This window comes from Actinomadura violacea (assembly GCF_017573465.1).
Classification (GTDB): Bacteria; Actinomycetota; Actinomycetes; order Streptosporangiales; family Streptosporangiaceae; genus Spirillospora; species Spirillospora violacea.
Genome location: NZ_JAGEPF010000001.1, coordinates 394610 through 410769 on the forward strand (window position 1 = coordinate 394610; position 16160 = coordinate 410769).

Consider the following 16160-nt stretch of genomic DNA (forward strand, 5'->3'; position numbering starts at 1 on the left):
GGTGTAACACTGAAGGCATGGCACAAGAGCGCATCGGCGACAGCACCGGACCGGAGCTGGGCCGGTTCCTGCGCGCGCGCCGCACCCAGACCAGCCCCGACCAAGTCGGCCTCAGCCCCGGCGCCGGCCTGCGCCGCACCCCGGGACTGCGCCGCGAAGAACTCGCCACGCTGGCCGGAATCAGCATCGACTACTACGTGCGGCTGGAACGCGGCAAGGAGACCCGGCCCAGCCCGTCGGTCCTGGACGCCCTCGCCCGCGCGCTGCGCATGGACGACCGCGAGCACCAGCACCTACGCGAACTCGCCGCCCGCGCCGCCCGCTACGCCCCCGAACCCCCGCCACCGCCCAGCCGCACCGTCCGCCCCCACCTCGAACTCCTGCTGGAAACCCTGCGCCCCAACCCGGCCTACATCGTCAGCCGCAGCATGGACTTCCTCGCCAGCAACCCCGGCGGACTCGCCCTGTACGCCGGCATGGACGACTGGCCCGCCAAACACCGCAACCTCGCCCGCTACCTCTTCCTGCACCCCGCCGCCCGCGACCTGTTCCCCGACTGGGACGCCCAGGTCCGCGGCTGCGTCGCACGCCTGCGAGCCCAAGCAGGCACCGCACCCGACGCCCCCGACCTCACCGGCCTCGTCGGCGAACTCCTCCTCAAGAGCCCCGACTTCGCCGGACTCTGGGACCGCTACGAGGTCACCGGCCGCAAACCCGCCCGCAAGACCTTCCACCACCCCCCAGGTCGGCACCATCACCCTCACCCCCCAATCCCTGGACGTGGAGGGCACTCCTGGGCAGCGCCTCGGCGTCTACGTCGCCGAACCCGGCACCCCCGACCACGACGCGCTGCTCCTGCTCGACATGGCCGCCCCCCGACCCGCCAGGACGTCCAGGGATCCGAGGCGAGACGCCCCCCGAACCCGGCCGTGATCCCCTGGACAGGCCGCACGCCCCGGGCTGTGCGCGGGAGACCGGGCGATTGACCGTGCAGTTGCGCGACGAGGCGAAGGTCAGCGTGACCCTGCTGGAGGGCGCGTCGGGCGGCGGTCACCCGCCGGCCGACTTCCACCGCGAGCTGATCCGGATGATCGCCGAGGTGGCCGACTCCGGCAGCGCGCAGTTGATCAGCGCGCGGCATGTGGACGGCGGGTGGCGCTGGGTCAGCGAGCCTCTGTAGGCGTGTCCGGTCCCGTGCGCGGGGGGTCGGCGGTCAGCCGGGAACGCGGACGGCGAGGATGGCGACGTCGTCCTCGCCGTTGGGCTCCATCTGTTCGAGGAGCCGGTCGCACAGGTCGGGGAGGGGGAGCCGGGCGAGGTGGGAGCTGCGGCGGCGTAGGCCGGTGAGGCTGTCGGTGAGGTCGGTGCCGCGGGTCTCGATGAGGCCGTCGGTGTAGAGGAGCAGCGTCGACAGTGGCGGTAGATCGCGGGTGCCGTCGGGGCGGCGGCCGGTGAGGTCGGGGTTGCCGAGCAGCATTCCGTGCTCGTCGAGGAAGGTCGTGCCGCCGTCCTGGGTGATCAGCAGCGGCGGCGGGTGGCCGGCGTTGCACCAGTGCAGACGCCAGTGGCCGCCGGGGGTCTTCTGGACGCGGGCGAACACGGCGGTGGCGAGTTCGGCGTCGCTGACGGCGTCCATCACCGCGTCCAGGCGTTCCAGGACGGAGCTCGGGGACACGCCCGGGCCCCAGGCCAGGGCCCGCAGCATGTTGCGGACCTGCGCCATGCGGGCCGCCGCGTGCAGGTCGTGGCCGACGATGTCGCCGATGACCAGCCCGGTGGCGCCGCCGGTGAGGGGGAAGGCGTCGTACCAGTCGCCGCCGACCCAGCCGACGCGTGCGGCGGGCACGTACCGGGCCTGGAGCTGCAGGTCGTCCGGTTGGGGGAGGGGGGTGAGCAGGCTGCGCTGCATGGCCTCGGCGGTGTTGCGCTGCGCGGCGAAGAGCCGGGCGTTGGCCAGGACGAGTCCGGTGCGGCGCGCGATGTCCTCCACGACGAGCCGGTCGTCGGGGCCGTAGCCGTGTCCGGGACGGGAGTAGCCGAGCGTCAGCGCGCCATAGGTCTCACCGCGGGCCGCCAGCGGAGTGATGATCGCCGTGTGCGCGTCCATGATCTGGAAGAGTTCGTGCTGGGCGGCCGTCAGCGGCTCATCGGGATACGCGCGGGCGGCGTCGGCGCTGACGACCAGGGTCGTCCCGCCTCGGAGCACGCGTGCGAGCGGGCCGCGAGCGGTTCGGGGGAGGGGTGGGAGCGGCCCCTCCAGGCGGGCGATGTCGGCGGGGGACAGTTCGCGGTGGGTCGCGGCCGCCCGTTCGATGCGTCCGTCGGGGATGAGCAGGTCGACCTCCGCCCAGTCGCCGAGCGCGGGCACCACCAGCCGGACCAGCCGCCGCAGCACCTCGTCCTCGTCCAGGGTGGACGACAGGACCGTGGTGATCTCGGCGACCAGTTCCAGCCGGGAGTTCGCGCGCCGCACCTGCGCCGTCCGGTCGTGCCGTTCCCGCTCGATCCGGTACCGTCCGGCCGCGTCCTGCAGCACGATGACCGCTCCGGCCACCGCCCCGGTTCCGGGCTCCTCCACGGCCGCGGCCGGATCACCGGCGTAGATCGGCGCGGACGACCAGGAGAGCATCACCTGCCGCCCGTCGCGGTGGGCGAACGCATCGCCGTCGGCGTGGTCGGGGAGGCCGCTGCGCAGCGTCCGCAGCAGGCGGCAGTTCCGCCCCGCGGGGAGGTCGTCTTCGGCGGCGCGGTGCAGGAGGTCGTCCAACGGCCTTCCCAGCGCCTCGTCGCGGGTGTATCCCAGCAGCTGCCGGGCCCGCGGGTTCCAGGCCGTGATCCGGCCGGCCGCGTTGACGGCCACGACCCCCGAGTTCATCGCCTCGACCAGGCCCCCAGGGTCCGCACCGGCCGCGCCGTCCGGCTGCCCGCTCATCTGCTCCCCCCGGGTCGGATATCAGGAGCCTGCCCCCGCGGCGATTCCGAACACCTCCACCAGGGAGGAGGGAACGCTCCGCCGCCGGATCGCTCCCCGACGGCGTTGACCCGGCACCGGCGGTCTCCCCTCCAGCGGGCTCAGGAGACGTGCGGTCCGGCCGCCGTGCCGGGTGCCGGGAGTTCATGGGGTCATGCCGCGGGCGCGGCCTGGGCGCGCGGAGCGGTCTGGACGACGAACACCCGGTCCAGGCCCGTGTGGTGGAGGAGTTCGGTGAGCTGCCGGCCGGCGGCGCTCAGGCGGACGGTGATCCCGAGTGCCGCGGCGCGGTGCTGGACGCCGACCAGGACGGCGAGCCCGGACTCGTCGCAGGACGACACCTCGCCCATGTCGAGGATCAGCAGCCGGCCGCTGGACCGCAGCACACCCAGCAGGTGCTCGCGCAGTGCCGGCGCCGCGGCGGTGTCCAGGGCGCCGCGCAGGGCGACGATGGTGTGGCCGGGGCGGCGGTGGGCGGGCATCCGCACCTCGGCGGGAGCCGCGGCCGGGTCGCCGGCGGCGGGTGCGGCGGTCATGAACGTGGTCATCGGTGATCTCCGTTCACCGGGCGCCCTGCGGCGACCCGGGAAGCAGTGATGAGCGGCACGGAGTCGTGCGGCTCAGGGGCGGGCGGTGGAGACGTCGCAGGAGGCCAGGATCTCCCCCGGCAGAACATCGCCGCCCAGGGCCGCCGCCCTGGCCAGGGCCTCCTCCGCGGAGGGCCTGGACGTTTCGGGCGGTATGACCAGCAGCAGGATCGGCTCCGCGCGCCCGCAGGCGACCGCGACCATGTGCTCGAGGTGGGGCAGCCAGGCCACCCGGATGGCCTGCCCGAGTGCGGTGATGCGCAGCGGGACGTGCTTCCAGTCGTCGAAGTCGATGGTCAGGCGGGTGGCCATGCCGAGCCGGTCGGTCAGGGCGATCACCAGTGCGGTGAGTTCGGCCGCCGCGTCGTGCGACCGGGGCCACCAGCCGCCGTCCATGATCCCGCGCCCGGTGTCGCCCGGCACCAGCCGAAGCCGGGACATCTCCGGCGGCGAAAGCAGGGGCGGCGCGGCCGCGCCGGCAACGTGTACGAGTTGAGTGCTGTGGCGGGCCATTTCGAGGGCCCCAATTCTCGGTCCGGCAGGGACCGGGTCGTGATCACCGAGAACGGCGCCGACATGGCGGCCTACGCACGAAGTGCCCTCGGTGTCACCAGCCTACGCCACGGGGCCCTGCCCCGGGCGGGTCATCCGTCGGTCGGCATCCAATGGCCCGCCCGCGTTCATCGGAGTCTCGCCCATCGCCCGCCGGTGCGGCCCTGCGGGACACCGATGAACACCGCGGCGCGCCGAGCGGTCGACCGGGACCCCACCATGCTCAGGCGACTTTGCAGGCCGTTGCCCTTGAGCAGGCGCCGTACCGCGTACCGTGGACGATGCAGGCTATCCGGGTGCCGATGATCGATCGGTGTTTCCGCGACGCGCGGTCGGACCTCGAGGAGCCGAGGATCGATCGGGGCGCGATGCCGGGCGGTGCCGTGGCCGCGTCGACGGGGCATCCGAAGGCAGCGCGGGCCACGTTCGCCCGTCGACGCTCTGCCGACTCCGTTCGCCCGCGATCCGCGTCGTGATCGTCGTGATCGGAGTGAAGCATCATGAACACGTCGTACACGTCCGAAGGCCATACCGGCACCCATCCGCAGGTGGTGGTGTCGGTGGTGCGCCGCCCGATGTTCACGGTCGCAGCCCTGCAAGGCGATCTCGACATGCTGACCGCCCCGGCGCTGCGCGACAGGTTGCTGGACCTGCTGTACCCAGGGCAGGGGATCCTGGTGCTGGACCTGTCACATCTGTGGTTCTGCGATGCGGCCGGGATATCCGTTCTGATCGGCGCCTGGCACCGTGCTCTGGCTCTGGGCGTCTCGATGCGTCTCGCCGCTCCCCGCTCCTACGTCGCGAAGATCCTTGGCGACGCCGCCCTGGGGCACGGCCTCGCGACCTACCCGACGGTGGCCCGAGCGCTCAGGCGGCCGGTTCCTCCGGCCCTCGAACCGGCCGCGGTCTGACCCGCCCACGGGGGCGTCCGATGGCACGCGGGCGGCGGCCGTCGTGGTGGCGGTCGCCGTCGACTTCGACCCGCCCGCGGACGCCGCGGTTGACGTCCGGGCTGGTCGCTTGGGGTGGTCGCGTGGGGGCGGTCAGCGGAGCGGCCGTTTGCGCCTGGTCGAGCGCACGGCGAGGAACGCCAGATCGGCGACGAGGACGATGACGCCGATGATCAGCAGGTAGAACAGGCCGTGGACGAGGATGCCGAGGATGCCCAGCACCAGCGCGGCGATGACCACGGCGAGGACGAAGACCATCATGTGCCTTCACTCCTTGATTCGGGGCCGGGTGTTCAGCGGCGGGCGAGCCGGCGTTCGCCGCCGGCGCCGGGCTGGTAGGGCAGTCCGTAGTGCCGGAAGACGGCTTCCTCGTCCTCGGCGGGCAGGACGTCGTCGGTGCCGATCGCGGGACTGTGCTTGACCCGCGACCTGTCGTGGGCGACTCGCACGTAGCCGGGGCCGGCGGTCGCGCCTTCCAGGGGGACGAAGGCCAGGCGGTGGCGGGTGGGCAGGCCGATCCGCACGGTGGCCATGGCGGGTTCGTCGGTGCTGGTGTCGACGTAGACCGACTCCAGCGTGCCGATCTTGTGGCCGCCGGAGTCGAGGACCGCGCGGGTGCGCCATTCCCTGATGTCGGCCATCTGGATCATGGGGACTCCTTCATTTCCGGTGGAATCAGTTTCCCCAGTCTTCGTCGTCCAATTCGTCCCAGGTCGGCTGATCCGTGGGCGGTGCGCCCGGACGGCGGGGGGATCCGCCGGGGGTGGTGGCGCGGCGGGTGGGCGGTGGGGATGGTGCGGCGGGTTCGTCAAGGCGGGGTTTGAGTTGCCGGTAGCGTTCCTCGGCCTCCTCGACGCCGAGGTTGAGAACGGCGGCGATCTGTTCGAAGCCCATGCCGGCGGCCTGCGCGGTGTTGAGCAGGCGCGCCTCGGTCTGGTCCAGGTTCAGGCGGACCGCGCTGAGCACCAGCAGGGCCGCGGCGACCTCGACCGGCTCGGGGCCGTCGCCGGTCCCGTGCTGGGCCCGGTCGCCGGCGTCGATGACCGCGTCGATGGCGTCGCGGTCGGGCATCGGCCGTTCTCTGGCCTGCCAGAGGAATTCGTCCACGCCGGTCGCGTGGCGGGGGGTCAGGTAGGCCCGCGCCTGCAGGACGATCCGGGGTTCCGGCGCGGGCAGGCCGACGGACGCGTGATCGGCTCGGTTCGTGGTGGTCATGGGGCCTCGCTTCCGACGGCTGCTGGTCCAGGGCCGCCCGGCTCGGGGAGGAGCGGACGGCCCTGGGGTGCCGGCGCAGCCCCCAGCAGTGACTGGGCCGACTCCCATTCAAGCCCGGCGCCCCGATGACGGCCACAGGGAATCCGCGCACAGGCCATCACTTGCGCTGATGACCACGATCCGGCGCTTTCCGGGTTGTTGTCACTCGACCAGGAAAGCGCCTCGGAAAGCGCTCCGGGACTTATGAAAAATAAAGTTCCATCGGGTAAAATGAAACCTTCTGGCAACGACGGTGTCTCGGTTCCGAGGTTGATCCGCCGCACCGGCTCGGAGGCGGGGAGGCGGCGTCAGGAAACGGCGATGGCGACCGCCGCGATGAGCACGCAGACGATCGCCACCGCGACGGCCATGCCGCCGATGAGGCCCATCATCAGCCGCACGTACTCATCTTTCATGGTCATCGCGCACTCCTCGCCGTCCCGGCCCGCGGTCCGCGTCGTCCATGGCGTCCTGGCGGCTGCGGGCGGACCATCGCTTCGGCCGCGGCCTGCCGCGCACGACCAGGTGGAGCAGCAGCAGGATGGCGCCGGCGACCATCAGGATGGCGCCGACCGTCTGCAGATCGATACCGCGCAGGGAGCCGGTGACGGCGAAAGCGAGAACCGCCCCGATCGTCAGCAGGGCCATGCCGCCGGCCATCGGCATCACGCGCCGCCCTTCAGGGAATTCGGGTGAACGATCGCGTGATCGTTCCGCCACCATTCAATGCCGGTCCGGCAGCAGGGGAAACAGCCGAATTCCGAACACCTCTTCTCCTGCGGAGATGACCGTTGGCCCGGGCGCCCCGCCGGGCGCGGGGTCTCGCGGTCACAGGAGTGGTCGGGTGAGGTGGTCGGCGGTGCCGCCCCGCCATTCGATGAGGAAGAGGGTGGCGTCGTCGCTGGTGATCCCGCCTCTTTCCCGCATGAGCGTGTGCGAGAGGTCTCGCACCATCTGCTGGACGCTCGCGCTGGCGGGCCCGACGCGTTCGATGGTGGCGATCAGGCGTTCCTCGCCGAACTGCTCGCCGCCGGTGGTGTGCTCTTCGATGAGGCCGTCGGTGTAGGCCAGCACCCGGTCGCCGGGACGGAGCCGCCGGTGGTTGATCAGGGGTGTCGATCCCCCGATGCCGACGGGCAGCGTGCCGTGGCCTTCCAGTGCGCAGATGACCTTGTGGTCGCGGATCAGCATGGGGGCCGGGTGACCGGCGTTGACCCATTCCAGGTGGCCGGTCCCGATGTTCAGGCGCATCATCTGCGCGGTGACGAAGTGGTCGGGGCCGAACTGCTGGTCGATGGCGGTGTCCATGAACGCGTACAGTTCGGCGAGGCCGGCTTCGGCGCGTCTGGCGTGCCGGTAGGCGCCCACGGCGACGGTGGCCAGGACGGCGGCGTTCAGGCCGTGGCCCATCGCGTCGATCATGGCCAGGTGCAGGACGTCGTCGTTGAGGGCGTAGTCGAGGCTGTCGCCGGCGACGTCGTAGGCGGGTTCGAGGATTCCGGCGACGGCGACCTGCGGTGTGGTCATGGTGAGCGGGGGCAGCAGGGACCACTGGATCTCCGCGGGCACGCTCATCGGCGCGCGCCGCCGTGCCCGCAGGAACTGGTCGGTGTAGTTGTTCTTGGTCACCAGCATGTCGGCGACCAGGCCCGCGAGCCGCCGCAGCAGCCGGCGGTCGTCGTCGTCGACGCTGTCGAGGGTCAGCGACATCACGCCGATCTCGTCACTGCCGTCCAGCAGCGGCAGGAACATCCGCACGCCGTCGTCCTGCCGCTGCTCGACGATGGTCTCCGACAGAAACGCGCGCCCGGCCGGCGAACCCTCCAGCGGCAGCGGTTCACCGTTCGAGAGGCCCCGGCCCGGCAGCGGCACCAGCATCAGCTGGGCATAGTCCTGCAGCAGGATCGAGACGTCCCAGCCGCCGATCGCGCGGACCTCCTCGGCCACCAGCGGCGCGATGAGCTGGGGCGGCATCTCGTGCGCCCGGTCCAGCAGCTGTCCCAGCAGCCGCTCACCGAAGCCTTCGCTCCGATCTACCGCTTCCTCCGGCCCGGTCAGTTCCCCCACGCCCGTCTATGTGCCCTCCGGCACGGACGGTAACTCCACGCATCGAGATCGTTAGACGAGACGTTCGTGGACGTAGCACCATCTCCAGGACGATTCCGGCTCCATGGCGGCGGCGAGCGGATGGTCGGTCTCCTGGTAGTGCGCCCGCGCGTGCCGGCCTGGCGAGTCATCGGAGCAGGCCACCCAGCCGCAGGTCAGGCACAGCCGTAGCGCCGCCCACCGGTCGCCCCGCGCCTCACACGCCGCGCAACCGCGTGATCGTGGCGCGACGGGCGTCAGGCCGTCCAGATGCTCGCAGCGGGGCGCCGAGCCGTTGGGGCTGTACGGCACGCCCGAGGCCATGGCGCGGACCCTCATCTCGTGGTTCATCGAACCTCCCTTCCGGGCGCCGCGGCGCCCCCGGGTTCAGTACTCCAGTTCCGGGCGCACGGGACCGCCGACCGCGTGCAGATGACGCAGTACCTGGGCGTAGGAGCGCGGCAGGCTCGTCTCGCAGTAGGCGATGTCGTGATGGGCGCAGAACGCGCGCACGAGGGCTTGGGCGCGGCGCAGGTTGGGGCGCGGCATCGAGGGGAAGAGGTGGTGCTCGATCTGGTAGTTCAGCCCGCCGAGCACGAAGTCGGTGATCCGGCCGCCGCGGATGTCGCGCGCGGTCAGCACCTGCCGGCGCAGGAAGTCGGCCTTGTGCTCCCTCCCGAAGATCGGCATGCCCTTGTGGTTGGGGGCGAACGAGCAGCCCAGGTAGAGCCCGAAGAGCCCTTGCTGGAGCAGGAGGAAGCCCACGGCCTGAGCCGGAGCCAGCACCCAGAACAGCACGGTGAGGTACCCGGCGGCATGGACGAGCAGCAGGCCGCCCTCGACCAGCCGCGTCCTTCCCCGGGCGTTCGCCCGGGAGGTCGCGCCATGCCCGAACAGCGCCCGGACCCCGGCCAGGTGCAGGTGGAATCCTTCCAGGAGCAGCATCGGGAAGAACAGCCACGCCTGGCGGCGGGCCAGCCATACGCCGGGGACGCCGCGGGCCTGGGCGTTCTCGCGGGTGAAGGCGATCGCGCCGGTGCCGATGTCGGGATCGCGGCCGACCCGGTTGGGGTGGGCGTGATGCCGGTTGTGCTTGGCGACCCACCAGCCGTAGCCGAGGCCGACCAGCAGGTTTCCGTGCAGCCGTCCCAGCAGGGCGTTGACCCGCTTGGAACCGGAGATCTGCTGGTGGCCCGCGTCGTGGCCGAGGAACGCGGTCTGGGTGAACGCCGCCGCCAGGAACGCCGCCACCGCCAGCTGCCACCAGGACGGCCCGACCAGCACGAAAGCGGTCCAGCCCGCGGCGAGGAACAGCAGATTCGTCGCGGCCTTCACCCCGTAGTAGCCGGGACGCCGCGCCAGCAGACCGGCCCGCTTCACCTGCCGCGACAGCACCGCGTAGTCGCTGCCCCGCACGCTCCCTCCGGCGCCCGTCGGGTCCGGTGCGCCGCCGCGGGCGTCGCCCGCGCTCACGATCGTGATCATGGTCCTCGATTTCACGTAGATGCCCTCCGGCGAGGGACGGCCGGCTCGGAAGCCGCCGGCGGGCTCGGGCGCGTGGAAGGCGCCTACCACCAGTTGAGCCCGGCCTTAGGGAACACCGAACCGGGCAATACGGACCAGAGTCATCAGCGGCGGCGATAACCGTCGGCCGACGACGCGGAACTCCAGCGCGGACCGCGCTGTACGCTGCTCGGAGGGGTCCAGCCGTTCCGGCCCGGAAGGCGGGAGACGTGGAACTGCGCCAGCTCCGCTATTTCGTCGCCGTCTCCGAGGAGCTCAACTTCGGCCGCGCGGCGTCCCGCGAGCACATCGTGCAGTCGGCGCTGAGCCAGCAGGTGCAGCGACTGGAGCGGGAGCTGGGGGTGCGGCTGCTGGAGCGCACCACGCACTACGTCGCCCTGACGGCGGCGGGGGCGGCGTTCCTGGTCGAGGCGCGGCAGATCCTCGCCCATGTCGAGCGAGCCGCCCAGGTCGCCCGGACCGCGCAGGGCACCTCGCCGGCGTTGCGCGTCGGCATCATCGACGCCAGCTACGACTCGATGCCGCAGATCCTGCACGAGGCCCAGGCCCGCTACCCGGATCTGGTGATCCACCAGGTGGAGGTCGGGGTTCCCGAGCAGTACCAGCAACTCGTCGACGGGCGCCTCGACGTGGGCATCGGCCGCGCCGCACTCGCCCCGAGCGGCGTCGCGTCGCACCTGTTCCGCCGGGACCGCCTCGGCGTCCTGGTCCCCCGCGGGCACCGGTTCGCCGACCTGGACGCGGTGCCCGTCGAGGCCCTCGCCCGCGAGCCGCTGCTGCTGGCCGAGGAGATGAAGGCACCGGAGTTCAACCAGTTCACCGTCGAGATGTGCCGGGCCGCCGGCTTCACCCCGACGGTGCACCAGGGCACCGTCGACAGCATCCGCGCCGCGTCCGCCCTGGTCGCCCAGGGCCGGTGCCTGTACTGCGTGCCCTCCTCCTGCATCTCCGCCCTCCCCGGAACGATATGGCGGCCGCTCACCGACCCCGCCTCGTTCTACCCCTGGTCGATCCTGTGGCGCGCCGCCGACGACTCCCCTCACGTCCAGGCCGTCGTCGCCTGCGCCCGGAGCATGTCCGAACGGCTCGGCTGGCTGGTCACCGCCGACCGAACGGCCGGCTGACGCCAATGCGATGTCAGGCCGGCCGGCCGGTGGTGTGCGGGTAGTCGGGGGATCGGTGCTGGAACGCCAGGACGGCGGGGTTCTGGACGACGCCGTCGCGGATCTCCACCGCCCGCCGGATGGTCTTGTCGGCGTCCCAGGCGGCGGGGCCCGCGAGGACCGTGGCCAGGTGCGGTATCAGGGCCTGGCTGATCTCCCAGGTCGCGGAGTCCCACAGGTAGGAGGGGCTGTGGTCGACGCCGTAGTGGTGGAGGCCGTGGCCGACGGTGAACATGGGGTCGGTGAAGGTGGTCGGCCGGGCCCATTCGAAGCCCATTCCCGCGTCGCAGGAGACGTCGACGATGAGGGTGCCGGGGGAGAAGACCGGCAGGTCGTTGTTCGCCGCGAACATCAGCGGTGCGCCGGTGTCCTGCAGGACGCAGTTGACGACGATGTCGTGCCGGGCGAGGAAGGCGGCCGTCGCGACCGGGCCGTCGTCGGTGAGGGCACGGGTGCAGCCGGGCCGCTGCGGGTCGCGGTCGAAGTGGACGATCTGGGCCGAGTGGATGGGCGAGCCGACGGCGCTGACGCCCCGGGCGGTGAGGACGTGGACATCGTGGACGCCGTGCGCGTTGAGGGCCGTGACCGCGCCCCGGGCGGTCGCCCCGAAGCTGATGACGGCGGCGCGTCGCCGCCTGCCGTAGGCGCCGGTGGATCCGGTGAGGGCGAGCGCGTGCAGGACGGAGCAGTAGCCGGCGAGTTCATTGTTCTTGTGGAAGACGTGCAGGTTGAACCCGCCGTCGGCCGTCCAGTGGTTCATCGCCTCGAACGCGATCAGGGTGAGCCGCCCGTCGATGGCGGCCTGGGTGAGCTCCCGGTCCTGGACGCAGTGCGGCCAGCCCCACAGGATCTGGCTGGGGCGCAGTTCCTTGAGGTCGTGGGCCTGCGGCTTGAGCAGCAGGACCACGTCGCAGTCGGCGATGAGCCGGTCGCGGGGGAGCAGCCCGGCGACCTGGGGGGCGAGTTCCTCGTCGGAGATGCCGAAGCCTTCGCCGTAACCGCGTTCGAGATAGATGCGCGATCGCAGGCCCGGGTCGATCCGCTGAAGGTGCAGCGGGTGGATCGGCTGCCGATGCTCGTTCTCCTTGGCCGTGCGGGCCAGGACACCGAGGCTCAGACCGGGGCGGGGGTTCAGCGGCGCCACCCTGGCGCCGGGGCGGGGCGAGCCGTTCAAGGTCGGCAAGACGTCCCCTCTCGGGGGGTAAGCCGGTGGGGCGGGTCAGCCTCGGGGCTGGATGTCGCGGTTCCCCGGCTCTTCGGACCCTACTTCAGGAATCTCCGGTGGCACCCGCACTGCCGGCAGGACCTGTTCCTCCTCGACGCGGACGCCGCGCGACGCGGTCGCGGATGGTCGGCGGGCATGGCGTTGTCCTGGCTAGCCGGCGGGCTTTGCGGCCTGGACGATGGCGGCGTGCAGCCCGTCGCCGGTCTCGGCGGTGGGGGTGATGGTGATGCCGGTGAACCCGGCGGCGTGCAGCTCGCGGCGGTACTCCTCGGCGGTGAGGGTGGAGGCGGCGCAGCCGATGTGCTGCTCTGCGGCGGCGCGCTCGTCGGGGTCAAGGCCGGGGTCGGCGATGATGTCGCTGACGCCGAATCGGCCGCCGGGGCGCAGGACGCGGAAGGCTTCGGCGAGGACGCGGGCCTTGTCGGCGGCGAGGTTGATGACGCAGTTGGAGATGACCACGTCCACGCTCGCGGCGGGTAGCGGGATGTCGTCGATGTGGCCGCGCAGGAAGTGGGCGTTGTCGGCTCCGGCCTGGGCGGCGTTGGCGCGGGCGAGGGTGAGCATGTCGTCGCTGGCGTCCAGGCCGTAGGCGGTGCCGGTCGGGCCGACGCGGCGGGCCGACAGCAGCACGTCCAGGCCGCCGCCTGATCCGAGGTCGAGCACGGTTTCGCCGGGGTGCAGCTCGGCGACGGCGAGTGGGTTGCCGCATCCCAGGCTCGCGCGTAGGGCGGCCTCGGGGACCTGGTCCTCGGCCTGGTAGGCGGCGGCGCCGAAGCAGGATTCGCCGCACTCGTCGCTGTCGGTTCCGTCGTGCGGGGTGGCGCCGGCAAGGGCGGCTCGGGCGAGACCGGAGTAGCGGGCAACGATCTCGTCAGTGGTGGGGGTGCCGGTGGTGTGGGAGTCGGGCATCACTCGTCTCCTTCGGGCGGGCAGGTCGGCGCGGCAGGTGCGGGTCGTCCCATGACCAGGTCGGCGGCGGTGGGGAAGCACTCCACGCACGCGGTGTTGATCCGGTAGAAGCGGGACGTGCCGTGCTGGTCGACCAGCACGAACCGGACCTCGGCCAGCACCTTGAGGTGCGCGGACACCGTCGACTGCCCGACGTGGACGGCGTCGACGATCTCTCCGACACTTATCGGCCGTCCCTGCCGGGCGAGCAGGGACACGATCTGGACGCGCGTCGGGTCGGCGAGTGCCTTGAACCAGGACGCGTACTCGGTGGCGGTCGGCCGGTCGAGCGGGCCTTTCTCCTCTTTCATCGTCCATCGACGATAGACGATGAATCGGACGTGGGGAAGACCGGCGACCGATGCCGGGGGCGGTCAGGCGTCGGCGGGCAGGAGTTCGGCGAGCAGGGCGCGAACGCGGGCGTCGATCTCGTTGCGGATCGGGCGGACGTTCTCGATCGGCTGGCCGGCGGGGTCGTCGAGCTGCCAGTCCAGGTAGCGCTTGCCGGGGAACACCGGGCAGACGTCGCCGCAGCCCATGGTGATGACCACGTCGGCGGCCTGGACGGCTTCGCCGGTGAGGGGCTTGGGGAACTCCTTGGACAGGTCCAGGCCGAGTTCGGCCATCACCGCGCGGACGGCGGGGTTGATCGCGTCGGCGGGCGCGGACCCGGCCGAGCGGACGCGGACCCGTCCGGCGGCGTGGTGGTCGAGCAGGGCGGCGGCCATCTGGGAGCGTCCGGCGTTGTGCACGCACACGAACAGCACCTCAGGCACATCGGCGGCGTGGGTCATCGGGTCTCCTGCGGGGTGAGGCGGCGGCGCAGCGCCAGCGAGACGTACACCAGGCCCACCAGAACGGGGACCTCGATGAGGGGGCCGACGACTCCGGCGAGGGCCTGCCCGGAGGTGACGCCGAACGTGGCGATCGCCACCGCGATGGCCAGCTCGAAGTTGTTGCCGGCGGCGGTGAACGCCAGCGTCGCGGTGCGGGGGTAGCCGAGACCGGCGGCGCGGCCGAGCGCGAACGCCCCGGCCCACATGAGGGCGAAGTAGACCAGCAGCGGCAGCGCGATCCGGGCGACGTCCCACGGCCGGGAGGTGATCGCGTCGCCCTGGAGGGCGAACAGGACGACGATGGTGAACAGCAGCCCGTACAGCGCGGCCGGGCCGACGCGCGGCAGGAACCGCTCCTCGTACCAAGCCCGGCCCCGTGCGCGCTCGCCGAGACGGCGCGACAGGTACCCGGCGACCAGCGGGACGCCGAGGAAGATCAGCACGCTGCGGGCGATGTCCCATGCCGAGACGTCCAGCTCCGCCTGGTCCAGGCCGAGCCATCCGGGCAGGACGCGCAGGTAGAACCAGCCGAGCCCGGCGAACGCGATCACCTGGAAGACGGAGTTGAGCGCGACCAGGACGGCGGCGGCCTCGCGGTCCCCGCACGCCAGGTCGTTCCAGATGATCACCATCGCGATACAGCGGGCCAGTCCGACGATGATCAGCCCGGTGCGGTACTGCGGCAGGTCGGGCAGGAAGATCCACGCCAGCGCGAACATGACCGCCGGGCCGATCACCCAGTTCGCCACGAGCGACGGGATCAGCAGGCGCCGGTCTGCGGTCACGGTGCCGAGCCGGTCATAGCGGACCTTGGCCAGCACCGGGTACATCATCACCAGCAGGCCGAGCGCGATCGGCAGGGAGATCCCGTCGACCTGCACCGACTCCAACGCATCGTCCAGGCCGGGGACGGCGCGTCCGGCGAGCAGGCCGAGCGCCATGGCCGCGCCGATCCACACCGGCAAGAACCGGTCCAGCACCGACAACCGGGCCGCCACGGCGTCCGCAGGCTGGGCGCCGGCGGGCTGCATTCCGGTGGCCGCGGCCTGGACGTCCGGTTCGGTGCCGGTCACGAAACAGCCGTGGTGACGCGCGGCCCCAGGATCGCCGACAGTCGCTCCAGGACGCCGGGGTTGAGCCAGTAGTAGACCCACGTCCCGCGCCGCTCGGAGTCGATCAACCCGGCCTGCTTGAGCACCTTCAAGTGGTGGCTGATCGTCGGCGCCGTGAGGTCGAACGCAGCGGTCAGGTCGCACACGCACGCCTCCCCGCCCTCGTGGCAGGCGATCAACGACAGCAGGCGCAGCCGGACGGGGTCGGCGATCGCCTTGAACAACGGCGCCAGCTCGGCCGCCTCGGTCTCGCTCAACGGCTCGCAGACCAGGGGCGCGCAGCACGCCCCCTCGGTGTCGGCGGGGTTCAAGATCGGCAACTGCTGTTTAGGCATGCATCTAATTTGACATCCATCTACACACGGATGCAAACTCGGGCCACCGGCTGCTTAGACAGACATCTAAACAGCGTTCACCGGGGCACCTGCCGACCGCCGACCGGCCGACACCGCCCACGACACGAGGAGGAACCGCATGTCCCGCGTCCAGCTCGCTTTGCGCGTGTCCGACCTGGAAGGCTCGATCGCCTTCTACTCCAAGCTGTTCGGCACCGAGCCGGCCAAACTCCGGCCGGGCTACGCGAACTTCGCGATCACCGAGCCGCCGCTCAAGCTCGTCCTGATCGAGGGCGAGGGCGGCGAGCCGACCCGCATGGACCACCTCGGCGTCGAGGTCGAGGACTCCGACCTCGTCACCGACGCCACCAAGCGCCTCGCCGACGCCGGGCTGGCCACCCTGGAGGAGAACGACACCTCCTGCTGCTACGCCCTGCAGGACAAGGTCTGGGTCCACGGCCCCGGCGGCGAACCCTGGGAGGTCTACGTAGTCAAGGGTGACGCAGACACCCTCGCCAAGGCCGAAGACTCCGTGTGCTGCGCCACAGGTGAGCAGACCACCGGCGTCCCCGACGCGAACGAGAAGGCCGCCACCGGCTCCGCCTGCTGCTGAGCCCG

The 16160-nt window shown here is 71.8% G+C and carries 21 protein-coding genes and 1 pseudogene; 6 read left to right on the forward strand and 16 right to left on the reverse strand.

Annotated elements, in window-relative coordinates; all coding sequences use genetic code 11:
- Nucleotides 1-17: 17 nt before the first annotated feature.
- From J4709_RS01945 to J4709_RS01950, 3 genes and pseudogenes are all read left to right on the forward strand, one after another.
- Nucleotides 18-668: pseudogene (locus J4709_RS01945) on the forward strand (helix-turn-helix transcriptional regulator); the annotation flags it as partial.
- Between the two features lie 112 nt (nt 669-780).
- Nucleotides 781-933: a hypothetical protein gene (locus J4709_RS56075; RefSeq protein ID WP_372442033.1), complete on the forward strand. Its 153-nt coding sequence runs from the start codon at nt 781-783 to the stop codon at nt 931-933.
- 49 nt (nt 934-982) lie between these two features.
- Nucleotides 983-1180, forward strand: a complete 198-nt coding sequence (locus J4709_RS01950) for a hypothetical protein (protein ID WP_208236171.1) — start codon at nt 983-985, stop codon at nt 1178-1180.
- 33 nt (nt 1181-1213) lie between these two features.
- On the opposite strand, the gene J4709_RS01955 is transcribed toward J4709_RS01950, so the two are convergent.
- The 3 genes from J4709_RS01955 to J4709_RS01965 form a co-directional block, all read right to left on the reverse strand.
- Nucleotides 1214-2932 (reverse strand): SpoIIE family protein phosphatase, encoded by a 1719-nt coding sequence (locus J4709_RS01955; protein WP_208236173.1) that lies wholly within the window; start codon nt 2930-2932, stop codon nt 1214-1216.
- Nucleotides 2933-3123: 191 nt separating this feature from the next.
- Nucleotides 3124-3519 (reverse strand): STAS domain-containing protein, encoded by a 396-nt coding sequence (locus J4709_RS01960; RefSeq protein WP_208236175.1) that lies wholly within the window; start codon nt 3517-3519, stop codon nt 3124-3126.
- Between the two features lie 72 nt (nt 3520-3591).
- Nucleotides 3592-3999, reverse strand: a complete 408-nt coding sequence (locus J4709_RS01965) for a DUF5994 family protein (protein WP_208236177.1) — start codon at nt 3997-3999, stop codon at nt 3592-3594.
- A 611-nt stretch (nt 4000-4610) separates the two neighbouring features.
- On the opposite strand from J4709_RS01965, the gene J4709_RS01970 reads away from it, so the two are divergent.
- Nucleotides 4611-5021, forward strand: coding sequence for an STAS domain-containing protein (locus J4709_RS01970; RefSeq protein WP_208236179.1), 411 nt, complete (start codon nt 4611-4613; stop codon nt 5019-5021).
- Nucleotides 5022-5153: 132 nt separating this feature from the next.
- Here J4709_RS01970 and J4709_RS01975 read toward each other — a convergent pair whose 3' ends face one another.
- The 7 genes from J4709_RS01975 to J4709_RS02005 all read right to left on the reverse strand — a co-directional run bounded on the left by J4709_RS01975 (nt 5154) and on the right by J4709_RS02005 (nt 9884).
- A complete protein-coding gene (locus tag J4709_RS01975; protein WP_208236340.1) occupies nt 5154-5321 on the reverse strand; it encodes a hypothetical protein in 168 nt (55 codons plus the stop codon).
- Between the two features lie 32 nt (nt 5322-5353).
- Nucleotides 5354-5710 (reverse strand): PRC-barrel domain-containing protein, encoded by a 357-nt coding sequence (locus J4709_RS01980; RefSeq protein ID WP_208236181.1) that lies wholly within the window; start codon nt 5708-5710, stop codon nt 5354-5356.
- 25 nt (nt 5711-5735) lie between these two features.
- Complete coding sequence (locus tag J4709_RS01985) at nt 5736-6275, reverse strand: hypothetical protein (protein ID WP_208236183.1); 540 nt, start codon at nt 6273-6275, stop codon at nt 5736-5738.
- A gap of 444 nt (nt 6276-6719) precedes the next feature.
- Complete coding sequence (locus J4709_RS01990; protein WP_232382863.1) at nt 6720-6980, reverse strand: DUF6458 family protein; 261 nt, start codon at nt 6978-6980, stop codon at nt 6720-6722.
- Between the two features lie 162 nt (nt 6981-7142).
- Nucleotides 7143-8381: a PP2C family protein-serine/threonine phosphatase gene (locus J4709_RS01995; RefSeq protein WP_307800868.1), complete on the reverse strand. Its 1239-nt coding sequence runs from the start codon at nt 8379-8381 to the stop codon at nt 7143-7145.
- 51 nt (nt 8382-8432) lie between these two features.
- On the reverse strand, nt 8433-8750 hold the full coding sequence (locus tag J4709_RS02000; protein ID WP_232382783.1) for a UBP-type zinc finger domain-containing protein: 318 nt from the start codon (nt 8748-8750) through the stop codon (nt 8433-8435).
- A gap of 36 nt (nt 8751-8786) precedes the next feature.
- On the reverse strand, nt 8787-9884 hold the full coding sequence (locus J4709_RS02005) for a fatty acid desaturase family protein (protein WP_208236187.1): 1098 nt from the start codon (nt 9882-9884) through the stop codon (nt 8787-8789).
- A 248-nt stretch (nt 9885-10132) separates the two neighbouring features.
- Between J4709_RS02005 and J4709_RS02010 the strand changes: the two genes are divergently transcribed.
- Nucleotides 10133-11047, forward strand: a complete 915-nt coding sequence (locus J4709_RS02010) for a LysR family transcriptional regulator (RefSeq protein WP_208236189.1) — start codon at nt 10133-10135, stop codon at nt 11045-11047.
- A 13-nt stretch (nt 11048-11060) separates the two neighbouring features.
- On the opposite strand, the gene J4709_RS02015 is transcribed toward J4709_RS02010, so the two are convergent.
- From J4709_RS02015 to J4709_RS02040, 6 genes are all read right to left on the reverse strand, one after another.
- Nucleotides 11061-12269, reverse strand: coding sequence for a N(5)-(carboxyethyl)ornithine synthase (locus J4709_RS02015; protein ID WP_208236191.1), 1209 nt, complete (start codon nt 12267-12269; stop codon nt 11061-11063).
- 192 nt (nt 12270-12461) lie between these two features.
- Nucleotides 12462-13220, reverse strand: a complete 759-nt coding sequence (locus J4709_RS02020; RefSeq protein ID WP_208236194.1) for a methyltransferase domain-containing protein — start codon at nt 13218-13220, stop codon at nt 12462-12464.
- The gene (locus J4709_RS02025) at nt 13220-13570 is read right to left on the reverse strand and encodes an ArsR/SmtB family transcription factor (RefSeq protein WP_208236196.1); all 351 of its coding nucleotides are present in this window, start codon (nt 13568-13570) and stop codon (nt 13220-13222) included. The genes J4709_RS02020 and J4709_RS02025 overlap by 1 nt, the downstream gene beginning before the upstream one ends.
- Before the next feature lie 63 nt (nt 13571-13633).
- Nucleotides 13634-14053 carry an arsenate reductase ArsC gene (locus tag J4709_RS02030; protein WP_208236197.1) on the reverse strand — a complete coding sequence of 140 codons (420 nt, stop codon included), beginning with the start codon at nt 14051-14053 and terminating at the stop codon, nt 13634-13636.
- A complete protein-coding gene (gene arsB / locus J4709_RS02035) occupies nt 14050-15126 on the reverse strand; it encodes an ACR3 family arsenite efflux transporter (RefSeq protein ID WP_208236324.1) in 1077 nt (358 codons plus the stop codon). Before arsB ends, J4709_RS02030 begins: the two co-directional genes overlap by 4 nt.
- 38 nt (nt 15127-15164) lie before the next feature.
- Nucleotides 15165-15542: an ArsR/SmtB family transcription factor gene (locus J4709_RS02040; RefSeq protein ID WP_208236199.1), complete on the reverse strand. Its 378-nt coding sequence runs from the start codon at nt 15540-15542 to the stop codon at nt 15165-15167.
- A gap of 139 nt (nt 15543-15681) precedes the next feature.
- Between J4709_RS02040 and J4709_RS02045 the strand changes: the two genes are divergently transcribed.
- A complete protein-coding gene (locus tag J4709_RS02045) occupies nt 15682-16155 on the forward strand; it encodes an ArsI/CadI family heavy metal resistance metalloenzyme (RefSeq protein ID WP_208236201.1) in 474 nt (157 codons plus the stop codon).
- Nucleotides 16156-16160: the final 5 nt, after the last annotated feature.

What these genes read in the sequence shown, in the direction of transcription:
- J4709_RS01955 (WP_208236173.1), bottom strand. Translation starts at nt 2,932, where the DNA reads ATGAGCGGGCAGCCGGACGGCGCGGCCGGTGCGGACCCTGGGGGCCTG.
- J4709_RS01960 (WP_208236175.1), bottom strand. Translation starts at nt 3,519, where the DNA reads ATGACCACGTTCATGACCGCCGCACCCGCCGCCGGCGACCCGGCCGCG.
- J4709_RS01965 (WP_208236177.1), bottom strand. Translation starts at nt 3,999, where the DNA reads ATGTCCCGGCTTCGGCTGGTGCCGGGCGACACCGGGCGCGGGATCATG.
- J4709_RS01970 (WP_208236179.1), top strand. Translation starts at nt 4,611, where the DNA reads ATGAACACGTCGTACACGTCCGAAGGCCATACCGGCACCCATCCGCAG.
- J4709_RS01975 (WP_208236340.1), bottom strand. Translation starts at nt 5,321, where the DNA reads ATGATGGTCTTCGTCCTCGCCGTGGTCATCGCCGCGCTGGTGCTGGGC.
- J4709_RS01980 (WP_208236181.1), bottom strand. Translation starts at nt 5,710, where the DNA reads ATGATCCAGATGGCCGACATCAGGGAATGGCGCACCCGCGCGGTCCTC.
- J4709_RS01985 (WP_208236183.1), bottom strand. Translation starts at nt 6,275, where the DNA reads ATGACCACCACGAACCGAGCCGATCACGCGTCCGTCGGCCTGCCCGCG.
- J4709_RS01990 (WP_232382863.1), bottom strand. Translation starts at nt 6,980, where the DNA reads ATGCCGATGGCCGGCGGCATGGCCCTGCTGACGATCGGGGCGGTTCTC.
- J4709_RS02000 (WP_232382783.1), bottom strand. Translation starts at nt 8,750, where the DNA reads ATGAACCACGAGATGAGGGTCCGCGCCATGGCCTCGGGCGTGCCGTAC.
- J4709_RS02005 (WP_208236187.1), bottom strand. Translation starts at nt 9,884, where the DNA reads ATGATCACGATCGTGAGCGCGGGCGACGCCCGCGGCGGCGCACCGGAC.
- J4709_RS02020 (WP_208236194.1), bottom strand. Translation starts at nt 13,220, where the DNA reads ATGCCCGACTCCCACACCACCGGCACCCCCACCACTGACGAGATCGTT.
- J4709_RS02025 (WP_208236196.1), bottom strand. Translation starts at nt 13,570, where the DNA reads ATGAAAGAGGAGAAAGGCCCGCTCGACCGGCCGACCGCCACCGAGTAC.
- J4709_RS02030 (WP_208236197.1), bottom strand. Translation starts at nt 14,053, where the DNA reads ATGACCCACGCCGCCGATGTGCCTGAGGTGCTGTTCGTGTGCGTGCAC.
- arsB (WP_208236324.1), bottom strand. Translation starts at nt 15,126, where the DNA reads ATGCAGCCCGCCGGCGCCCAGCCTGCGGACGCCGTGGCGGCCCGGTTG.
- J4709_RS02040 (WP_208236199.1), bottom strand. Translation starts at nt 15,542, where the DNA reads ATGCCTAAACAGCAGTTGCCGATCTTGAACCCCGCCGACACCGAGGGG.
- J4709_RS02045 (WP_208236201.1), top strand. Translation starts at nt 15,682, where the DNA reads ATGTCCCGCGTCCAGCTCGCTTTGCGCGTGTCCGACCTGGAAGGCTCG.